Raw genomic sequence first — 16,838 nt, 5'->3', positions numbered from 1 at the left:
GTACTCCTTACTTGAGACCCAGAGTTGGCTCTATTAGTCCGGCAACATCGCGGATCCGGTCACAGGGCTTCTCGCTAGTAAACGGCCCGCTGACGCTTGTTTGGACATCGAGGGACCCATCATTTGTCTTCATAACTATGAAGCAGGCTTCGGCGTCCGGTCGGTTATAAGTGATCGCATCCCGGCCGTTGACCTTTATTTCAGTAGCTGAGGCGCCTTCCCGCTTACGGAATTCGTCCAAGGTGATATTTGTTGAGCTAATCGTCAGAGTTCGAGTAGGAACTTTCTGACCTCGTACTATTTCTTGGTGGTCAAATTTGCAGCCGATGAATGAGTAGGAGTCGTGTATTTCATCGTTTCTCTCGCGGGTGCTGGGGTCGAATCCAGCCTGCGATACGACTGCGTCACCGACATTTGTGCATGGATCGAAATTTACTGACCGCCGACCTTGGTTGTACTGCGTCGGAGCAGGCTTCACCGACACCGCGATGCTTGGCGTCTCCGGTGTGGACGATGCGTTCGGAGGGTTGTTATCCGTCTTGCTTGCCGTGCAGCCGGTGACGAGTAGGGCAATAGAGATCAGCGGCATCACGACCAAGATACGACTCATAGGCGCGCGTCATTCCTTATCGTGGGTTCGTTCAAGAATTTGAGCATGTCCGCGTTGCGCTGATCGGCCTCTTGTATCAGGTCGCCTGCGCGTAGGTAGGCTTCCTGTAGCCTCATTGCGCCTTCGATGAGTTGGCTGATAACTTCGATGCCTTCGCTGGCTTTCCCGGAGAATCCGGCCTGTAGCTCTTGCCCTGAGGTAAATCCTCCGAAACCCTTGCGGTCGCGTAGTGTGCTGAGCTTGTTCCGTACGCCAACCAGCTGCTTGATCATCGTGTCGTACAGCCGCACCGCCTCCCGTACGGCCTGCTCATCGAACTTGATGCTCCCTGCTCGCGCAGCCTCGTTGAAGGCTTTGATCTCGTTGCTGCCGAAGTTGATCTGCACGTCGGCCATCGCTACCCCCGATCGAGTGTCTTGGTCGAGGGTATCAGTCGCCCAGCGACACGAGCTGTTTCAATCTCTACACCTCAGAATCATGGTGTCCACCGAGGTCGGCACTGTCTTCGTGTCGGGATCGCGAGATACCACGGGCAGGCCAGGGGTCTCATACCCGCTCGACGGTGGAGGCAGCTCCTGGCCCGCTCGCCACTGCCCAGTCGCCATGAGGTGTCGCGGAGGAATTCTCGGTCGTCATGTCCATTTCTGACTGAATTTGATGAGTCCTTCCGGTGAAGAACCGAGCCAACGACGTACCGGAGGCGATTGACATGTTCGACCGCGATGATATGCAACAAACGACTCGGTCGGTGCGCGGTACCGGGTGCCGCCAGCGCGCAGATTCGGTAGGCGGCAGCGAGCGCAAATCTTCGCGATCTAAGGTGAGGAAGTCTTGGTTCGTAAAATGTGAGACGGAGGAGTTAACGCAGGACCAGCGGGTCCGCGCCGTTATCGCATTGTCGGTGCTTATTGGGCGATGGAACGACAAATCGTGGTTGAATGAAAACTCTTGATATGCTGCGTGATTTTTGCAATTTTCGCCGTACACTATCGGTTGCCGCCGTGTAGATATTTTGGATCTGATGTTTAGTTTACGCCGGGCGGGATGTACTGGTGGAGGAATTAAATCAGGAGGAAATTGCTGATATGACTCGAAAGGTCAGTAAACGGGCGAACGTCGAGTTCGGTTCCGACGTTCGAGTTGGAACCTACGTGCGCCGATCCACCGACGAAGAACACCAGCCATACTCTATCGATGCTCAGGATGTCCGGCTCGATTCCTATATCGCCTCGCAGCCCGGCTGGCATCGAGTCGCACGCTTCGCCGACGATGCCTCCGGAGCCACAACTAACAGGCCGGGTCTGCAAAAAGCGATCGCCGCCGCGAAGGCTGGGTTCATCGATGTGCTTCTCGTCTACAGAGTCGACCGTTTCTCGCGCAACTTCCGAGACATGGTGACGATGCTCGATGAACTCGATGTGGCTGGGGTTGTGTTTCGTTCCGCGACAGAGCCCTTCGATACTTCTACGCCGATGGGTCGCATGCTGGTGCAGATGCTAGGTATGTTCGCTCAGTTCGAAAGGGACACGATTATTGATCGGACGATCGCAGGCATGGAACGTAAAGTGGCGAAAGGGAAGTGGAAAGGCGGAAAGACGCCCTTCGGATATATGCTCGATCCGGTCTCGCATACTTTGATTGTCGATGAACAGCAGTCCGTGATCGTTCGTAAGATTTTCAGCGAGTATGGGCGGAGCCGGTTCGGGTCACGATCGATCGCCAAGTTCCTGAACAATCAGGGGCATCGCACTACCAACGGAAGGCCGTGGTCCGGTCGGCAGATAGTTCGGATATTGGCGAATCGCGTGTATCTGGGAGAGCTGACTTTTCGCTCGAATACGGTTGTCCAGGCGCATGAGCCGATCGTGGATATCGAGACATGGAATCTTGTTCAAGCGATACTCAAGACGCGCGGCGAGAGCCCCGCGCACCGGGCTGCATCGGGATCGGATTACCTGCTGGCGGGGAGGCTGCGGTGCCCACGATGCGGGCGGTCGATGGTTGGGACGCGGGCGAACGGACGTAGTCAGACGTACCGGTATTACACGTGCTGGAGTCGATCGCGGTACAGCACTGACGAGTGCGATCAGCCTCGCCTGGATGCCGACTCGGTCGATCAGGCGGTGGTGGATGCGATGGCTTCGTTCTATCGACGTCAGCACGCGTTGATTGCCGACGCGGTCGAGGCGAATCGTCGGCAGCACTACGCGACGCAGGAAGACCGGCAGGCCGAGTTGGCGACCGTGGAAGCTGATCTCGGGCAGGCGCGGCAATCGGTCGATCGCTATCTGGCCGCGTTTGAACGGGGCACGCTGGAGGAGGAGGTTCTCGGACAGCGTGTCGGTGAGCTGCGTGCCACGATTGGGCAGCTGGAGATGCGCCGACGGGATCTGATCCGAACGATGTCTGCTGCGCCGCAGGCACCTACCCCTGCCGAGTTGAACGTAGTCGCCGATCACATCCGTGATGTAATTCACACCGGGACGCACAACGAAACGAAGGCGCTGATCGAGGAACTTGTAGCCCGGGTAACGATCGTCGCCCCGGATCGGCTGGCACCTGTGTTCCGAATCCCGGTAGAGAATACCGCCGACAGTTGTGAATCCGCTGGTCACAGTGCGCGAACCGCCCCGAGGGGGCCGGTTCGCGCACCGGGACGTTTGGGGTGAGCGACGGGACTCGAACCCGCGACAGCCAGGATCACAACCTGGTGCTCTACCAACTGAACTACGCTCACCATCGCCGGTGATTATCCGGCGCGGTCGATACTAGCGCGAAACTGGTTACAAACCCTAATCGGTTTCCGACGTGCTGTTTTGTGGGGCCGGGGGGCCGCTGAGGTCGGCGGCGACGGCGGCGATGTCGGCGGTGGAGGGGCCGGGGGCGGGGACGAAGGCGGTGCGCCGGTAGTACTCGAGCTCGCGGATGGATTCCTTGATGTCGGCTAGCGCGCGGTGCGAGAGGCCCTTCTCCGGCTGGCCGAAGTAGATGCGCGGATACCAGCGGCGGCACAGCTCTTTGATGGAGCTCACATCGATCATCCGGTAGTGCAGGTGCTCGTCCAGCAGCGGCATATCGCGGGCGATGAAGCCGCGATCGGTCGCGATGGAGTTACCTGCCAGCGGCACGGTACCGGGGGTCGGCACGTATTCACGGATGTAGTCGAGGATCTTCTGCTCGGCGTCGGCGAGCGTGACGGTGGAGTTTCGGACCTCGTCGGTGAGGCCGGATCGCGCGTGCATCTCGGCGACGACGGGAGGCATGGCGGCCAGGGCCGCGTCGTCGGCGTGGATCACGATGTCCACGCCCTCACCGAGGATGTTCAGATCGCTGTCGGTAACCAGCGCGGCCACCTCGATCAGCTTGTCGCTGTCGAGCCGCAGCCCGGTCATCTCGCAATCCATCCACACCACATATTTGTCGGACACCTGGGCAACATTAGTCAGCCGTCATCGCGGTGTGTCCGATTGCCTCCGTTGTGTGATGACCCGCCCGCATCGGCTTCACCTCCTGCCGTCACCGGGTGGCGGCGATAGAGTGGCGACCAGCATCCCGTATGCGTTTCGGTGCGACAGCAGTACTTGCGTTCAGCAGTCGGAGTCAGACCAAGACGGAGGACGTGCGATGACCAGCCCGCAGGAGAAGGCGGCCGCGGCCAGGAAGGCGGCGGAGGAGGCGGCTAGGAAGGCGGCGGAGGCAGCGGCTGCCGCGGAAGCCGCCGAAGCGGAGGCGGCCGCGCAGGAGGCCGATGCGAAAACAACTGCGCCACAAGAAAGTGACGCGCCACGGGGCTCGAAAAAGTCTGCGTCGCAGTCGGATTCGAAACCCAGTGCCGCACAGGAGATCGCCGCCGGATACGCATTCGACGGCGCCGCACTGGAATTGGGCACGGTCCTGGTCGACGGACAGGTGGATCCCACTGCGCGGGTACGGATTCCGATGCGCACCATGAACCGCCACGGGTTGGTCGCGGGCGCGACGGGCACCGGTAAGACCAAAACGTTGCAGGGCATCGCCGAGCAGCTCTCCCGCGCCGGTATTCCGGTGGTGCTCGCCGACGTCAAGGGCGATCTGTCCGGATTGAGCAAACCGGGTGAGTCCAATGACAAGATCGTCGCCCGCGCCGCGGAGACCGGCGACCCGGACTGGCAGCCGACGGGCTATCCGGTCGAATTCGTCTCGCTCGGCACCAACGGCATCGGCGTGCCGATCCGTGCGACCATCACCTCCTTCGGCCCGGTTCTGCTCAGTAAGGTGTTGGGGCTCAACGAAACTCAGGAATCGACGCTGGGCCTGATCTTCCACTGGGCGGATAAGAACGGCCTGGCGCTGCTCGACCTGAAGGATCTGCGCGCCGTCATCACCCACCTCACCAGTCCGGAGGGCAAGGAGGATTTGAAAGGCATCGGCGGCGTCTCGGCGGCCACCGCGGGCGTGATCCTGCGTTCGCTGGTGAACCTGGAGTCCGACGGCGGCGACACCTTTTTCGGTGAGCCGGAACTGGATCCGGCGGACCTGTTGCGCACCGCGGGCGGGCAGGGCGTGATCACGCTGTTCGAATTGGGCGCGCAGGCGGCGCGGCCGGTGATGTTCTCCACCTTCCTGATGTGGGTGCTCGCCGACCTGTTCCAGACGCTGCCCGAGGTCGGCGATATGGATAAACCCAAGCTGGTGTTCATCTTCGACGAGGCGCACCTGCTGTTCGCCGACGCGTCGAAGGCGTTCCTCGATCAGGTTGAGCAGACCGTCAAGCTGATCCGCTCCAAGGGCGTCGGCGTATTCTTCTGCACCCAGCTGCCGACGGATATCCCGAATCCCGTTCTCTCCCAATTGGGTGCGCGCATCCAGCACGCGCTGCGCGCGTTCACGCCCGACGATCAGAAGGCGCTGTCCAAGACGGTTCGCACCTACCCGAAGACCGGAAACTACGATCTGGAAAAGGCTTTGACCTCACTTGGCACGGGTGAGGCCGTCGTGACGGTGCTGTCGGAGAAGGGCGCGCCGACTCCGGTGGCGTGGACCAGGATCGCGCCGCCGCGCTCGCTGATGGACACCATCGGCGATGACGCGATCAAATCCCGGTCGCTGTCCAGCTCGCTGTACAGCAAGTACGGCCAAACCATCGATCGGGAGTCGGCATACGAGATCCTGGCCGCGAAAGTCGCTGCGGCGGAACAGGCTCCGGAGGCACCGCCGGCGCCGGGCCGGTCCTCGAAGAAGGAGGAGGAGACCACCGCGGAGCGGATCATGAACAATCCGGCGGTCAAGAACTTCCTGCGCTCGGCGGCGACGGCGGCGGGCCGGGAGATCAGCCGCAGCATCTTCGGCACCCGGCGGCGCTGAATCGCACAAGAACTCGCGGCCGCACCGGGGCAGGTGCGACCGCGAGTCCCTGTGCGGGACAACAGGTCCGGATCTAGCAGCCCACCTCGCGGGCCAGCAGATCCTCGACGGTCTCCCGGCGGATCAGCTCCCGGCAGCGTCCGTCGCGCACCGCGATGATCGGCGGGCGTCCGACGCTGTTGTACGCCGAGGCCAGGCTGTGGTGGTAGGCGCCGGTGCACGGCATGGCGAGCACCTCACCTGGCCGCAGATCGGCGGGCAGTTGCACGTCGACGGCGAGCACGTCGCCCGCCTCGCAGTAGCGGCCCGCGACCGTCGCGGTCATCTGCGGGCCGCACGGGTGCCGGTTGGCCACCACCACGTGGTAGCGGGCGCCGTACAGCGCGACCCGCGCGTTATCGCCCATACCGCCGTCGACGGTGACGTAGGAATGCCCGTCCGCGACATGTTTGATGGACAGCACCCGGTACAGCGTCACCCCGGCGCGGGCCACGATCGCCCGGCCCGGTTCCATCGCGATGGCGGGTCGCGGGAAGTGGTGGCGGGCGCAGGCCGCGTCGAGCGCGTCGTCGATGATGTCGGCCAGTTCGGACAGGTTCATCTCGGCGTCGCCCGCGCGGTAGGCCACCGCATGGCCGCCGCCGAGGTCGAGTTCGGTCAGGATGACGCCGTGATCCTGGCGGACGTGCGCCATCTCGGCGACCATCCGGCGCACCGCCTCGCCGTAGTGGTCGGGGTCGTGGATCTGCGAGCCGAGGTGGCAGTGGAAGCCGACCAGTCGCAGATTCGACTGCCGCAGTACGCGCTCCACCGCCTCGGCGGCCGTGTCGCTGCCGATCGGGAAGCCGAATTTCTGGTCCAGCACACCGGTTTTCACGGCCGGGTGCCCGTGCACGTCGATGCCGGGGGACAGGCGCAGCAGCACCTTCTGCGGCTTGGTGGCCAGCGCGGACAGCAGGGTGATCTCGGTGAGCGAGTCCACCACGATGCGCCCGACGCCCGCCTTGACCGCGATTTCCAGCTCGTCGAAGGATTTGCCGTTGCCGTGCATGACGATTCGCTGCGGGTCGACGCCCGCGGCGAGTGCGATGGCGAGTTCGCCCGCCGAGCACACATCTACCGAGAGGCCTTCCTGGGTGACCCATTCCGCCACCGCCCGGATCATCAATGCCTTACCCGCGTAGATGATTTCGGCCTCGGGGAAGGCCTTGCGGTAAGCCCGGCAGCGAGCCCGCACCTCGTCCTCGTCGAGGACGTAGGTCGCGGTGCCGTATTGATCGGCGATATCGGCGAGCGCGACACCGCCGAGGGTGATCCTGCCGTCGCCGTCATAGTGCGTGTCCTGCGGCCATACCGCGGGATCGAGGCGCGAAGGCATTCCCGTCTTCAACGAGGGGAATATGTCGAGCAGCGTCACGGTATTTGTTCTCCTGGGTGCGTCCCCGCTTTCTCGGAATGCGGGGCCGCTGTCAGGACTACGCCTGATAGTAGGCGTGTGGTCAGGCGTTAGCGGCTTCCTGACCAGCGATGATGCGATCTTGACGGGTCCTTGATACGCGTTGTGAGCGCCGTCATCCGCCCAGTTTTTTGTAGAACGCGCCCGCGATGGGCGCGGTGAGCGCGCGCGGGCCGTACTGGCCGGCGACGCTCATCCCCTTGCTGATGAGTCCGGGCACCACCCGCATCTTGTTGCGGGCCAGCGCGTCGATCGACATCCGCGCGGTGGTCTCGGCGGATACCCAGATGAATTCGGGAATCTTGTTGGAGGCGACGAAGGCCTCGGTCTGTTCGGGCGCGTCGGTGCGCACCGGGCCCGGGGCCAGCAGCGTGACGTTGATACCGCTGCCCTTCAGCTCGCCGCGCAGCGATTCGGCGAAGCTGTTGGTGAAGGCCTTGCTCGCCGCGTACGTGGCATTGTTCGGGATGGGCATATTTCCGGCCGCCGAACCGGTGATCAGGATGCCGCCACCGCCGCGGGCGATCATCCCGGGTAGCACCGCGAGGGTGAGATCGTGCACGGCGACCGCGTTCAGCTCCATTACCGCGCGCTCGTTCGCCAGATCCAGTCCGGCGAGCGGGCCGAAGGTGGCGACGCCGGCGTTGTTGCACAGGATCGCGATATCGCGGGCGGCCAATTCCTCGGCGAGTCCGCCGCGCTGGTCGCGGTCGGACAGGTCGACCGCGCGCACCTCGGCGGTGACGCCGTGCGCGAGGGTCAACCGTTGGGCCAGTTCGGTGAGCAATTCGCCGCGGCGGGCGATCAGGATCAGCGAATAGCCGCGGGCGGCCAGTTCCGCGGCGAGGGCGGTGCCGATGCCGGAGGAGGCGCCGGTGACGACGGCGCGATTGTCCGCGGTGGGGGAGGGCAGGCTCACGGGAGCGAGCTTAGGTGAGCCGCATATCGCGCTCACGGCGCGGTTCCTCTTGCTCGGCTGAGCAAGAAGGTCTATCGTTTTGCTCATGCAAGCAAGAAGCAGCTCGACTAAGCAAGATCGTACGTTCACCGAGAACGCGCGCCGCGCGCAGGTGGTGGAGGCCGCGATCGAGGTGATCGCCGAGCACGGCATGCCGAACGCTTCATTCGCGAAGATCGCCAAACACGCCGGGCTGAGCAGTACTGGCATGATCTCGTACCACTTCCGGGGCAAGGATGATCTGATCCGCGAGGTGGTCGCCGAAATCATGCGCGTCGCAATCGGATTCGTGACCACCGAACTCGAGGGCGAGACCGACTATGTGGCCCGGCTGCGCGGAAACATCACCGCCAACCTGGCTTTGCTCGACGCGTACCCCAAGCATATGCGGGCGCTGAACAGCATCGTCGCCAATGCCCAGCCCGACGATCTGAGCAAATTCGGCCTGCTCGAACGCGTCGCCGAATTCGGCCGCCTGCAGGCGGAGCGGATCCGGGAGGCGCAGCGCGCCGGGGTGTTCCGGGAATTCGACGCCGAGATCATGGTGCTGGCCATGCGCGGCGCGATCGACGCCGCCATCGGCCGCGCCGCCATCGACCCCGGCTTCGACACCGCGGCCTGTGCCCGCGAACTCGCCGACCTCTTCGAAAACGCGACAAGGAAATAAGTATGAGCACCACCGGAGCCGACATCATGAACGAGCAGACCATCGCGGCATCGCGCACGCCGGAACAGAAACGCGCCGCGCTGCGCCGCCACCTCGCGCGCCAGCTGATCGTCGAACTGGCGCTGCCGATCGGCGGCTACTACGGCATGCGGGCGGCCGGTGTGAATCCGTGGCTCGCGCTGATCGCGCCCGGCTTACTTGCCGGGCTGTTCATCGCCTACCGCGCGATCAGGGAGCGTCGGGTCGATATGACGGCGCTGTTCGCGCTTGCCATGATCGCGGTAGGTGCGGTGACGTCACTGCTGACCGGTGATCCCCGCACGCTGTTCCTGCGTGACAGCCTGATCTTCGGCGCCATCGGCCTGTGGATGCTGGGCACCCTGCTCACCGAGCATCCGTCCATGCGCAGCGCCGCCCGCGCGATCGTCACCGCGAAAATCGGCGAAGAGGGCTATCGCGAGTGGGATGCCCGCTGGGACAACGATTCCCGTTTCCGTGGCCAGCTGCGGCTGCTGACAGGGGTATGGGGCCTCGGCTTCACCCTCGACGCGGTGGTGCGCGCGGTGCTCGCCTACACCCTCCCGGTCGACGCGGTCCCGCTGGTGAGCACCCTGCAGTGGCTGGTCGTCCTCGCCGTTCTGCTGACCTTCCACATCGTCTACGTCACCAAGAAGGGCCTGAAGGTCTGATCCGGGAGAGGGCGCCTCATCGCGCTTCGGGATCCAGGGCGAGCACGGATCGGCCACCATCGACCGGGATGCTCGCACCGTTGACGAAACTCGCCGCGGGAGACAGCAGGAAGGCGACGACGGCCGCTACCTCGTCGGTGGTGGCGACCCGGCCGATCGGGTGCAGCGTCGCCATCTGGTCCCGCACCCGTTCGGCTATCGAATTATCCAGTCCGGCAAGGAATTCCGTATAGCGCTCGGTCTCGACCGAACCGGGTGCGACGGCGTTCGCCCTGATTCCCCTGCCGCCGTACTCCACCGCCACTGCCCGGGTGAGCCCTTCGATCGCGGCCTTCGCGGTGCTGTAGGGCAGGGCGCCGGGTACGGCTCGCTGTGCCTGATGCGATGTCATATTGACGATCGAGCCGCCGGAACCGGCGGCCAAGAAACGTTGGACGGCCGTCGTGCAGCCGACAACCGCCGGTGCGAGATTGGCGTTGATCAATTCCAAGGTCCTTGTGGCGGAGGCCGAATCGATCGAGGCGTCCGCGAATACGGCCGCGTTGTTGACCCATCCGGCGAATGTTCCCGCCCGCTGGGCGAGATCGGCGGCCCGCTCTGCGGTTTCCGCCGAGGTCGCGTCACCGATGACCGGAATCACCTGTCCGCCAGCCCATTCGAATGACTGCTCATCTCGTTCGACCACTACGACCGCATGCCCGGCATCGAGCAATCGCGTCACGATCGCCTGCCCGATTCCGCGCCCACCGCCGGTTACCACATATGCGTTCGCCACCAGCTCGAGCTTAGTTCGAACATCTGGGCGTTGTTCGGATTCGGTGACCGCCGATGTCACAGTCGCGGGCCCTGCGTCGTCGGTCAGGCAGGCAAGCAGGAAATGCTGAAAGGAAAAGGGTTCCAATGAACATCGCGTATCACATTGTCGGAGTTGTCGCCGCACTGTGGATCGGATTCTCGGGGTATTCGTTGTTGACGAAGCAGAAGTTCGTCGCCGAGCCACTGGTGCAGTACGGGGTTCCGCGCACATGGTGGAATCCGTTGGCGCTGGCCAAGTTGGCCGGGGCGCTCGGATTGATCGTCGGATTCTTCGTGCCGGTGATCGGGATCGCGGCGGCCGCCGGTCTGATCGTCTACTTCCTCGGCGCGGCGGCGACCACCATCCGGGCGCACTCGTACGGGACCACCGTATTCCCGCTGCTGTATTTGGCGCCGGCCGCGGCCACGCTGGTTTTGCAGCTGGCTCACTGATGGCCGCGCCGGGGCGGCCGGACCGGGAGCACCGCGACCAGTCCGGCCACCAGGACGAGCAGGATTCCGGCGATACCGGCCCGCTCGGTGCCGAAGGACCAGACGAAGAAGCCGAAAAGCGTTGGGGCCAAGAAGGATACGGCCCGTCCGGTGGTCGTGTAGAGGCCGAAGAGCTGCCCTTCGCGACCGGGCGGCGCCACCCGGGTGAGGAAGGAGCGGGCCGACGCCTGGGCCGGGCCGACGAAGATGCACAGCAGCAGGCCGAAGATCCAGAACATGAGCGGTCCGGACACCATGAGCAGGATGGATCCGAATACGACCATGGCGGCAAGCGAGCAGACGATCACCCGCTTCGGCCCCACCCGGTCGTCGAACAGCCCGGCCGTCACCGCGCCAAGCGCCGCAACGACATTCGCGGCGACGCCGAAGAGCAGCACATCCGAATCGGCGATACCGTACACCCGCACGGCGAGGATCGCGCCGAAGGTGAATACGCCGACCAGCCCGTCGCGAAAGATGGCGCTGGCCAACAGGAATCCGACGGTGTTGCGGTCGACGCGCCACAATTCACAGATATCGCGGAACAGCACCCGGTAGGAGCCGAAGAATCCGGCGGTCGCCGCGCCGGGATCCGCGCCGGTGCGCGGTAATTCGGGCACGGAGAAGAAGATCGGCAGCGCGAAGCCCGCGAACCACACCGCCGCTAGCAGCGTCACCAGCCGGATATTGAGCCCCTCGTCGGTGGGCACGCCGAACAGGCCGCGATTGTCCCCGTGTCCGGAGATGAAGCCGAAGTAGCAGATCAGCAGCAGCACGATGCCGCCGAAATAGCCCATGGACCAACCGAATCCGGAGACCCGGCCGACATTCGCCGGTGTCGAGACCTGGCGCAGCATGGCGTTGTAGGGCACCGTCGCCAGCTCATGGAAGGTCGCGCCGAAGGCCAGCAGGACCAGACCGAGCCACAGATAGTGGTAGTCGGCGCGCACGAAGAACATTGCCGCCATGGTGACGATCGTCAGCGCCGTGAGCAGGCCGAGTGACCGTTTACGTTTCGCGGTGGCGTCGAAGCGTTGCCCGCTGACCGGCGCGGTCACCGCGACCACCAGCCCGGCGAGGCCGAGCGCCCAGCCGAGCCACGCGCTCGCGGATATGCCGCCGGGCAGATCGGCGCCGACCTTGTCGGTGAGGTACACCGAGAATACGAAGGTGAGGATGACGGCGTTGAACGCCGAGACGCCCCAGTCCCACAGCCCCCACGCCACCACCTGTCCGCGTCCGGCCGCCTGTCCGATGGTGGCCGTCGCGTTCGCCTCGGTCATGCGCGCAGCATAGTGGCCGTTTTTCCGGCGCACCCCGGCTTTTCGCCGAGCCGAAACCGGTTATGCACTCAGTTGCATAGTACTGGGTGTTACGTCTACTCTTGCGACATGGCCCTCGAGCATGCGTTGCTGGTTTCGCTGACCGAGCGCGCCGGTTCGGGATACGAGCTGGCGCGCCGGTTCGACCGGTCGATCGGCTATTTCTGGAGCGCCACCCACCAGCAGATCTATCGCGTGCTCAAGCGGATGGAGGAATCCGGTTGGGTCACCGGCGAATCGGTGACGCAAGAGGGTAGGCCCGATAAGAAGGTCTACTCGGTGAGCCGGGCGGGCCGCGCCGAATTGGCCCGCTGGATCGCCGAACCCACCGATTCCGAGATCCCGCGCATCGAACTCGGCGTGAAGATCCGCGCCGCCGCGTACGGCGATATGGACGCCCTGCGCGCCGAGGTCGCCCGGCACCGCGAGCAGCACACCCAGCGGCTCGAGGTGTATCGCCTCATCGAGAAGAAAGACTTCCCGGCGCCGGAACGACTTTCCGGCACCGCCCTGCACCAATATCTGGTCCTGCGCGCGGGCATCCGCGTCGAGTCCGGATTCGTCGAATGGTGCGACGAAGTTCTACACGCCCTCACCCCGCGCGCGTCAGCCCCGCCCGCGGATACCGGAGAAAGGTAAAGCTCGCCGATGAGTCCCTTCCCCCACCTCTTCGAACCGCTCGACCTCGGATTCACCACGCTGCGCAACCGGGTGGTGATGGGGTCCATGCACACCGGCCTGGAAGATCGCGCCTGGGACACCAACAAGCTGGCCGCCTACTTCGCCGAGCGTGCCCGCGGCGGCGTCGGCCTGATCATCACCGGCGGCTACGCGCCGAACCGCACCGGCTGGCTGCTGCCGTTCGGCGCGAAGCTCACCAACAAGACCGAGGCGTACCGGCACCGGGCGATCACCAAGGCGGTGCATCGGGAGGGCGGCAAGATCGCCATCCAGATCCTGCACGCCGGCCGCTATTCGTATATGCCCGGCAGTGTTTCGGCCTCATCGATCAAGGCGCCGATCAACCCGTTCAAACCGCGCAAGCTGTCCGCGAAGGGCGTCGAGCAGACCATCGACGACTACGCCCGCTGCGCCGCGCTGGCCAAGCTCGCCGGCTACGACGGCTGCGAGATCATGGGCGGTGAGGGCTATCTCATCAACCAGTTCCTCGCGCCGCGCACCAACCGGCGCACCGACAAATGGGGCGGTTCGGCGGAGAATCGCCGCCGTTTCCCGGTGGAGATCGTGCGCCGGGTGCGCGCCGCGGTCGGCGAAGACTTCATCATCGTCTTCCGGCTCTCCATGGCCGAACTGGTGGAGAAGGGCCAGACCTTCGACGAGATCGTCGCGCTGGCAAAGGAAATCGAGGCCGCCGGGGCGAATATCCTGAACACCGATATCGGCTGGCACGAGGCGCGGGTGCCCACCATCGTGACCTCCGTTCCGCGTGCCGCTTTCGTCGAGTTCACCGCGAAGATCACCGCGGCCGTCGACATTCCGGTGTGCGCGTCGAACCGGATCAATATGCCCGAGATCGCCGAGGAGATCCTGACCCGCGGTGACGCACAACTGGTTTCGCTGGCGCGCCCGTTCCTGACCGATCCCGAATGGGTGAACAAGGCCGAACAGGACCGGGTGGACGAGATCAACACCTGCATCGCCTGCAACCAGGCCTGTCTGGACCACGCCTTCCAGCACAAAACCGTGTCCTGCCTGCTGAATCCGCGCGCGGGTCACGAGACCGAGCTGAAGCTGCTGCCCACCCGGCGAAGTAAGCGGATCGCGGTGGTCGGTGCGGGTCCGGCCGGTCTGTCGGCGGCGGTGAGCCTGGCCGAAAGGGGCCACCGCGTAGACCTTTTCGAGGCCGACGACAAGATCGGCGGCCAGTTCGACATCGCGCGGCGGATTCCGGGCAAGGAGGAATTCGACGAATCCATCCGGTATTTCACCCGCAAGATCGAGATCACCGGCGTCACGCTGCATCTGGGCAAGCGGGTGAGCGCGGACGAGCTGATCGCGGGCCGCTACGACGAGGTGATCCTGGCCACCGGTGTGCGCCCGCGCATTCCGGATATCCCGGGTATCGACCATCCGATGGTGCTCTCCTACGCCGAACTGGTGCGCGACGGCAGGCCGGTCGGCAAACGGGTCGCGGTGATCGGCGCGGGCGGGATCGGTTACGACGTGAGCGAATTCCTCACCGTCGACGGCCATCCCGCGCTGAAGCTGGACGAGTGGAAGGAAGAGTGGGGCGTCACGGCCGATGACGAACAGGCGCCCGGCCAGCTCACCGAACCCAGGCCCGCGCCCGCGGCCCGGGAAGTGGTGCTGCTGCAGCGTAAGTCGGGCTCGTTCGGCAAGAGCCTCGGCAAAACCTCCGGCTGGGTGCACCGGGCCGCGCTGAAGGCCAAGGGTGTCGAGCACGTCGGCGGCGTGAACTACGAACGCATCGACGACAGCGGCCTGCACATCAGCTTCGGCGAGAAACACGAACGACCGCAATTGATCCCGGTGGACAATGTGATCGTGTGCGCGGGCCAGGAGTCGGTGCGCGAGCTGGAGGCGCCGCTGCGTGCCGCCGGCATCACCCCGCACCTGATCGGCGGTGCGGATCTGGCCGCCGAATTGGATGCCAAGCGTGCCATCGACCAAGGCACCCGACTCGCCGCCCGGCTCTGAGGGTTACGCAAATACCTGCTATTCCGGTGCCCCTGGCGTTCATCGGCGGTTAAGCTCGCCGTGGTTGGGGAGGAACCGAGATGAAGTTTATTTTGCACGCAGGGTGGGTATTGCTAATGCTCGTGCCGATCGCGGGATGCGCGGCGACGCGGCAGCCACCGGAATCGTCGACGCTGGTGGCACGCCAGTCACCGGATACGCCCGCGGCGCGGCGGAATCTGACGCAGGCGGATCTGCCTGCCGGATACCAGCTTTCGAGCGATTCGCCGATGTCGCCGAATCCGGCCGATACGACGCGGGCCGAGCGGCCGAGCGACTACGCGGTCGATCCGGCCCGCTGTCCGCTTACGCCGGTGCTGCCGGACACCGAATTCCACGGCCGGTTCACCAGGACCTCGGCGGATAACCGGGCCGCGGCGAGCGGATTCGCCTTCGGCTGGTCCACCGATACCGCGGCGGCATTCAATTTCGTAGCGCTGGAACGGGATCTGGCGCAATGCGACCATGTGCTCGCGACCAGGCCCGACGGCTCGTACCGCGATATCACCAGCACCCGGCTCGACACCCGCAAGCTGGGCGCCGACGAATGCTTCGGCGTCTCGACGATCACGTTGCGCGCCAGTGCCGCCGATGCGCCGCCGCAGTCGGAGAAGGCGGCCCGCATCGGATGCCGGGTCGGGGCGGTCTCGGTATTCGGGGTGCTCGGCGAGAACAGCCAGGGGGAGAAGCTCTCCAGCATGGGTGATTTCGTCGACACCATGCGGCTTCAGGTGCGCAAGGTGCGCGAGGCCGGTTGAGAACGGTTGTGCTCAGCGGTCTTTCGCGGGCCACCAGGCCGCCATGCCGAGGGCGATGATGCGGACCTGGGCGACGGTGCGGTCGATCACCGCGGCGCGTTCGCGCGGCATGGCGGAGATGTAGGCGGCGATGCCGTCGGCGACGGTGGCGACGATGAGGTCGGCCGCGGTCTCCAATTCCGTGGGCGCCCAGGCGTCCAGCGCGCGTAGCCGGGAGAGATCGGCCACCAGCTCGCGCACGATCAGCTGCAATTCCAGTGCGATGGCGTGGCGCAGCGCCGCGGAGCCGCCGTGCCGCTCTCGGGTGAGGAAGCCGAACAGCTCGCGTTTGGGCTCCACTTGATCGAAGACGAAGCGCACGCTGTCCGACAGCCGGGCGTCCGGTTTGCGGCGCACCTCGCGCAGGGCCAGCCGCAGCGCCGTGACGCTCTCGTCGACCAGGGTGGCGCCGAGATCGTCGAGCGAGCCGAAATGCCGATAGAAGGCGGTGGGCACGATACCGGCCGAGCGGGCGATCTCGCGCAGGCTCAGCGCGGCGAAGCCACGGTCGGCGGCCAGTGCGAGGGTGCCGTCCATGAGGGCCTGCCGGGTGCGCTCATTGCGCTCGTTACGGGTTTCCGCCTGCTCGCTCATTACCGTGAGCATACATCCGTTCACTATGCGCTCATTCCTTGGATGTTGCCCGGGTCACACGTTTTGCCGGTTGACACCGACATGTGTCTATCAGTCACACTTACTGAGTGTACAGACGTGCACTGAAATCGGAATGCGCGTCAGCCGACGGAGCGGAGAACCTGACGATGGATCTCATCGATCTCGTGCAGACCTTGACCACGCCGCATCCCCTGGATCGGTACCTGGAGCTGGTCCACCCGGCCCTGACCGTCCGGCAGCTGCGCGCCGAGGTCGTCGGCGTCGACCGGGCGACGCCCCGCGCGGTGACGCGCACGCGGCGGCCCCCCCCGCGCGGGCGCGGCCCCCCCCCAGGCCCCGTCGTCCACATCGGCGGGGTGATAGCCCGGGTGCGGCA

The 16,838-nt window shown here is 64.9% G+C and carries 16 protein-coding genes, 1 tRNA gene and 1 pseudogene; 9 read left to right on the top strand and 9 right to left on the bottom strand.

The window, feature by feature from the left end; genetic code table 11:
- Window positions 1-7 precede the first annotated feature (7 nt).
- The gene (locus LGY53_RS38790) at window positions 8-610 is read right to left on the bottom strand and encodes a DUF3558 domain-containing protein (protein ID WP_225731667.1); all 603 of its coding nucleotides are present in this window, start codon (window positions 608-610) and stop codon (window positions 8-10) included.
- On the bottom strand, window positions 607-1,005 hold the full coding sequence (locus tag LGY53_RS38785) for a hypothetical protein (protein WP_225731666.1): 399 nt from the start codon (window positions 1,003-1,005) through the stop codon (window positions 607-609). The genes LGY53_RS38790 and LGY53_RS38785 overlap by 4 nt, the downstream gene beginning before the upstream one ends.
- 657 nt (window positions 1,006-1,662) lie before the next feature.
- Here LGY53_RS38785 and LGY53_RS38780 point away from each other — a divergent pair.
- Complete coding sequence (locus tag LGY53_RS38780) at window positions 1,663-3,279, top strand: recombinase family protein (RefSeq protein WP_225731665.1); 1,617 nt, start codon at window positions 1,663-1,665, stop codon at window positions 3,277-3,279.
- Here LGY53_RS38780 and LGY53_RS38775 read toward each other — a convergent pair.
- Both LGY53_RS38775 and orn read right to left on the bottom strand, forming a co-directional pair.
- Window positions 3,272-3,347 (bottom strand) — tRNA-His (locus tag LGY53_RS38775). The two genes, LGY53_RS38780 and LGY53_RS38775, sit on opposite strands and share 8 nt — an antisense overlap.
- Window positions 3,348-3,402: 55 nt before the next feature.
- A complete protein-coding gene (gene orn, locus LGY53_RS38770) occupies window positions 3,403-4,038 on the bottom strand; it encodes an oligoribonuclease (protein WP_167472971.1) in 636 nt (211 codons plus the stop codon).
- 196 nt (window positions 4,039-4,234) lie between these two features.
- On the opposite strand from orn, the gene LGY53_RS38765 reads away from it, so the two are divergent.
- Window positions 4,235-5,953 carry a helicase HerA-like domain-containing protein gene (locus LGY53_RS38765; RefSeq protein ID WP_225731664.1) on the top strand — a complete coding sequence of 573 codons (1,719 nt, stop codon included), beginning with the start codon at window positions 4,235-4,237 and terminating at the stop codon, window positions 5,951-5,953.
- A 73-nt stretch (window positions 5,954-6,026) separates the two neighbouring features.
- On the opposite strand, the gene lysA is transcribed toward LGY53_RS38765, so the two are convergent.
- On the bottom strand, window positions 6,027-7,370 hold the full coding sequence (lysA, locus tag LGY53_RS38760) for a diaminopimelate decarboxylase (RefSeq protein ID WP_225731663.1): 1,344 nt from the start codon (window positions 7,368-7,370) through the stop codon (window positions 6,027-6,029).
- 154 nt (window positions 7,371-7,524) lie between these two features.
- The gene (gene cmrA / locus LGY53_RS38755) at window positions 7,525-8,328 is read right to left on the bottom strand and encodes a mycolate reductase (RefSeq protein WP_225731662.1); all 804 of its coding nucleotides are present in this window, start codon (window positions 8,326-8,328) and stop codon (window positions 7,525-7,527) included.
- Between the two features lie 85 nt (window positions 8,329-8,413).
- Here cmrA and LGY53_RS38750 point away from each other — a divergent pair, with 85 nt between their 5' ends.
- Window positions 8,414-9,034, top strand: coding sequence for a TetR family transcriptional regulator (locus LGY53_RS38750; protein WP_225731661.1), 621 nt, complete (start codon window positions 8,414-8,416; stop codon window positions 9,032-9,034).
- A gap of 2 nt (window positions 9,035-9,036) precedes the next feature.
- Window positions 9,037-9,723 (top strand): VC0807 family protein, encoded by a 687-nt coding sequence (locus LGY53_RS38745; RefSeq protein WP_225731660.1) that lies wholly within the window; start codon window positions 9,037-9,039, stop codon window positions 9,721-9,723.
- Between the two features lie 16 nt (window positions 9,724-9,739).
- Here LGY53_RS38745 and LGY53_RS38740 read toward each other — a convergent pair whose 3' ends face one another.
- Window positions 9,740-10,498, bottom strand: a complete 759-nt coding sequence (locus LGY53_RS38740; protein ID WP_225731659.1) for an SDR family NAD(P)-dependent oxidoreductase — start codon at window positions 10,496-10,498, stop codon at window positions 9,740-9,742.
- A 125-nt stretch (window positions 10,499-10,623) separates the two neighbouring features.
- On the opposite strand from LGY53_RS38740, the gene LGY53_RS38735 reads away from it, so the two are divergent.
- A complete protein-coding gene (locus LGY53_RS38735) occupies window positions 10,624-10,971 on the top strand; it encodes a DoxX family protein (RefSeq protein WP_225731658.1) in 348 nt (115 codons plus the stop codon).
- Here LGY53_RS38735 and LGY53_RS38730 read toward each other — a convergent pair.
- Window positions 10,965-12,293: an MFS transporter gene (locus LGY53_RS38730; RefSeq protein WP_225731657.1), complete on the bottom strand. Its 1,329-nt coding sequence runs from the start codon at window positions 12,291-12,293 to the stop codon at window positions 10,965-10,967. The genes LGY53_RS38735 and LGY53_RS38730 overlap by 7 nt on opposite strands.
- A 108-nt stretch (window positions 12,294-12,401) precedes the next feature.
- Between LGY53_RS38730 and LGY53_RS38725 the strand changes: the two genes are divergently transcribed.
- The 3 genes from LGY53_RS38725 (at window position 12,402) to LGY53_RS38715 (ending at window position 15,808) form a co-directional block, all read left to right on the top strand.
- On the top strand, window positions 12,402-12,971 hold the full coding sequence (locus tag LGY53_RS38725) for a PadR family transcriptional regulator (RefSeq protein ID WP_167472979.1): 570 nt from the start codon (window positions 12,402-12,404) through the stop codon (window positions 12,969-12,971).
- A 9-nt stretch (window positions 12,972-12,980) separates the two neighbouring features.
- On the top strand, window positions 12,981-15,011 hold the full coding sequence (locus tag LGY53_RS38720; RefSeq protein ID WP_225731656.1) for an NADPH-dependent 2,4-dienoyl-CoA reductase: 2,031 nt from the start codon (window positions 12,981-12,983) through the stop codon (window positions 15,009-15,011).
- A gap of 116 nt (window positions 15,012-15,127) precedes the next feature.
- Window positions 15,128-15,808: a hypothetical protein gene (locus LGY53_RS38715; RefSeq protein ID WP_225731655.1), complete on the top strand. Its 681-nt coding sequence runs from the start codon at window positions 15,128-15,130 to the stop codon at window positions 15,806-15,808.
- A 12-nt stretch (window positions 15,809-15,820) separates the two neighbouring features.
- On the opposite strand, the gene LGY53_RS38710 is transcribed toward LGY53_RS38715, so the two are convergent.
- Window positions 15,821-16,441: a TetR family transcriptional regulator gene (locus LGY53_RS38710; RefSeq protein WP_225731654.1), complete on the bottom strand. Its 621-nt coding sequence runs from the start codon at window positions 16,439-16,441 to the stop codon at window positions 15,821-15,823.
- Window positions 16,442-16,608: 167 nt separating this feature from the next.
- On the opposite strand from LGY53_RS38710, the pseudogene LGY53_RS38705 reads away from it, so the two are divergent.
- A pseudogene (locus tag LGY53_RS38705) lies at window positions 16,609-16,838 on the top strand (ferredoxin reductase); the annotation flags it as partial.

It is taken from the genome of Nocardia sp. JCM 34519.1, assembly GCF_020361265.1.
In the GTDB taxonomy this organism is placed as follows: domain Bacteria; phylum Actinomycetota; class Actinomycetes; order Mycobacteriales; family Mycobacteriaceae; genus Nocardia; species Nocardia arthritidis_A.
Note: the sequence above shows the minus strand (reverse complement) of the source record. Positions and strands in the feature narration are given on the sequence as shown.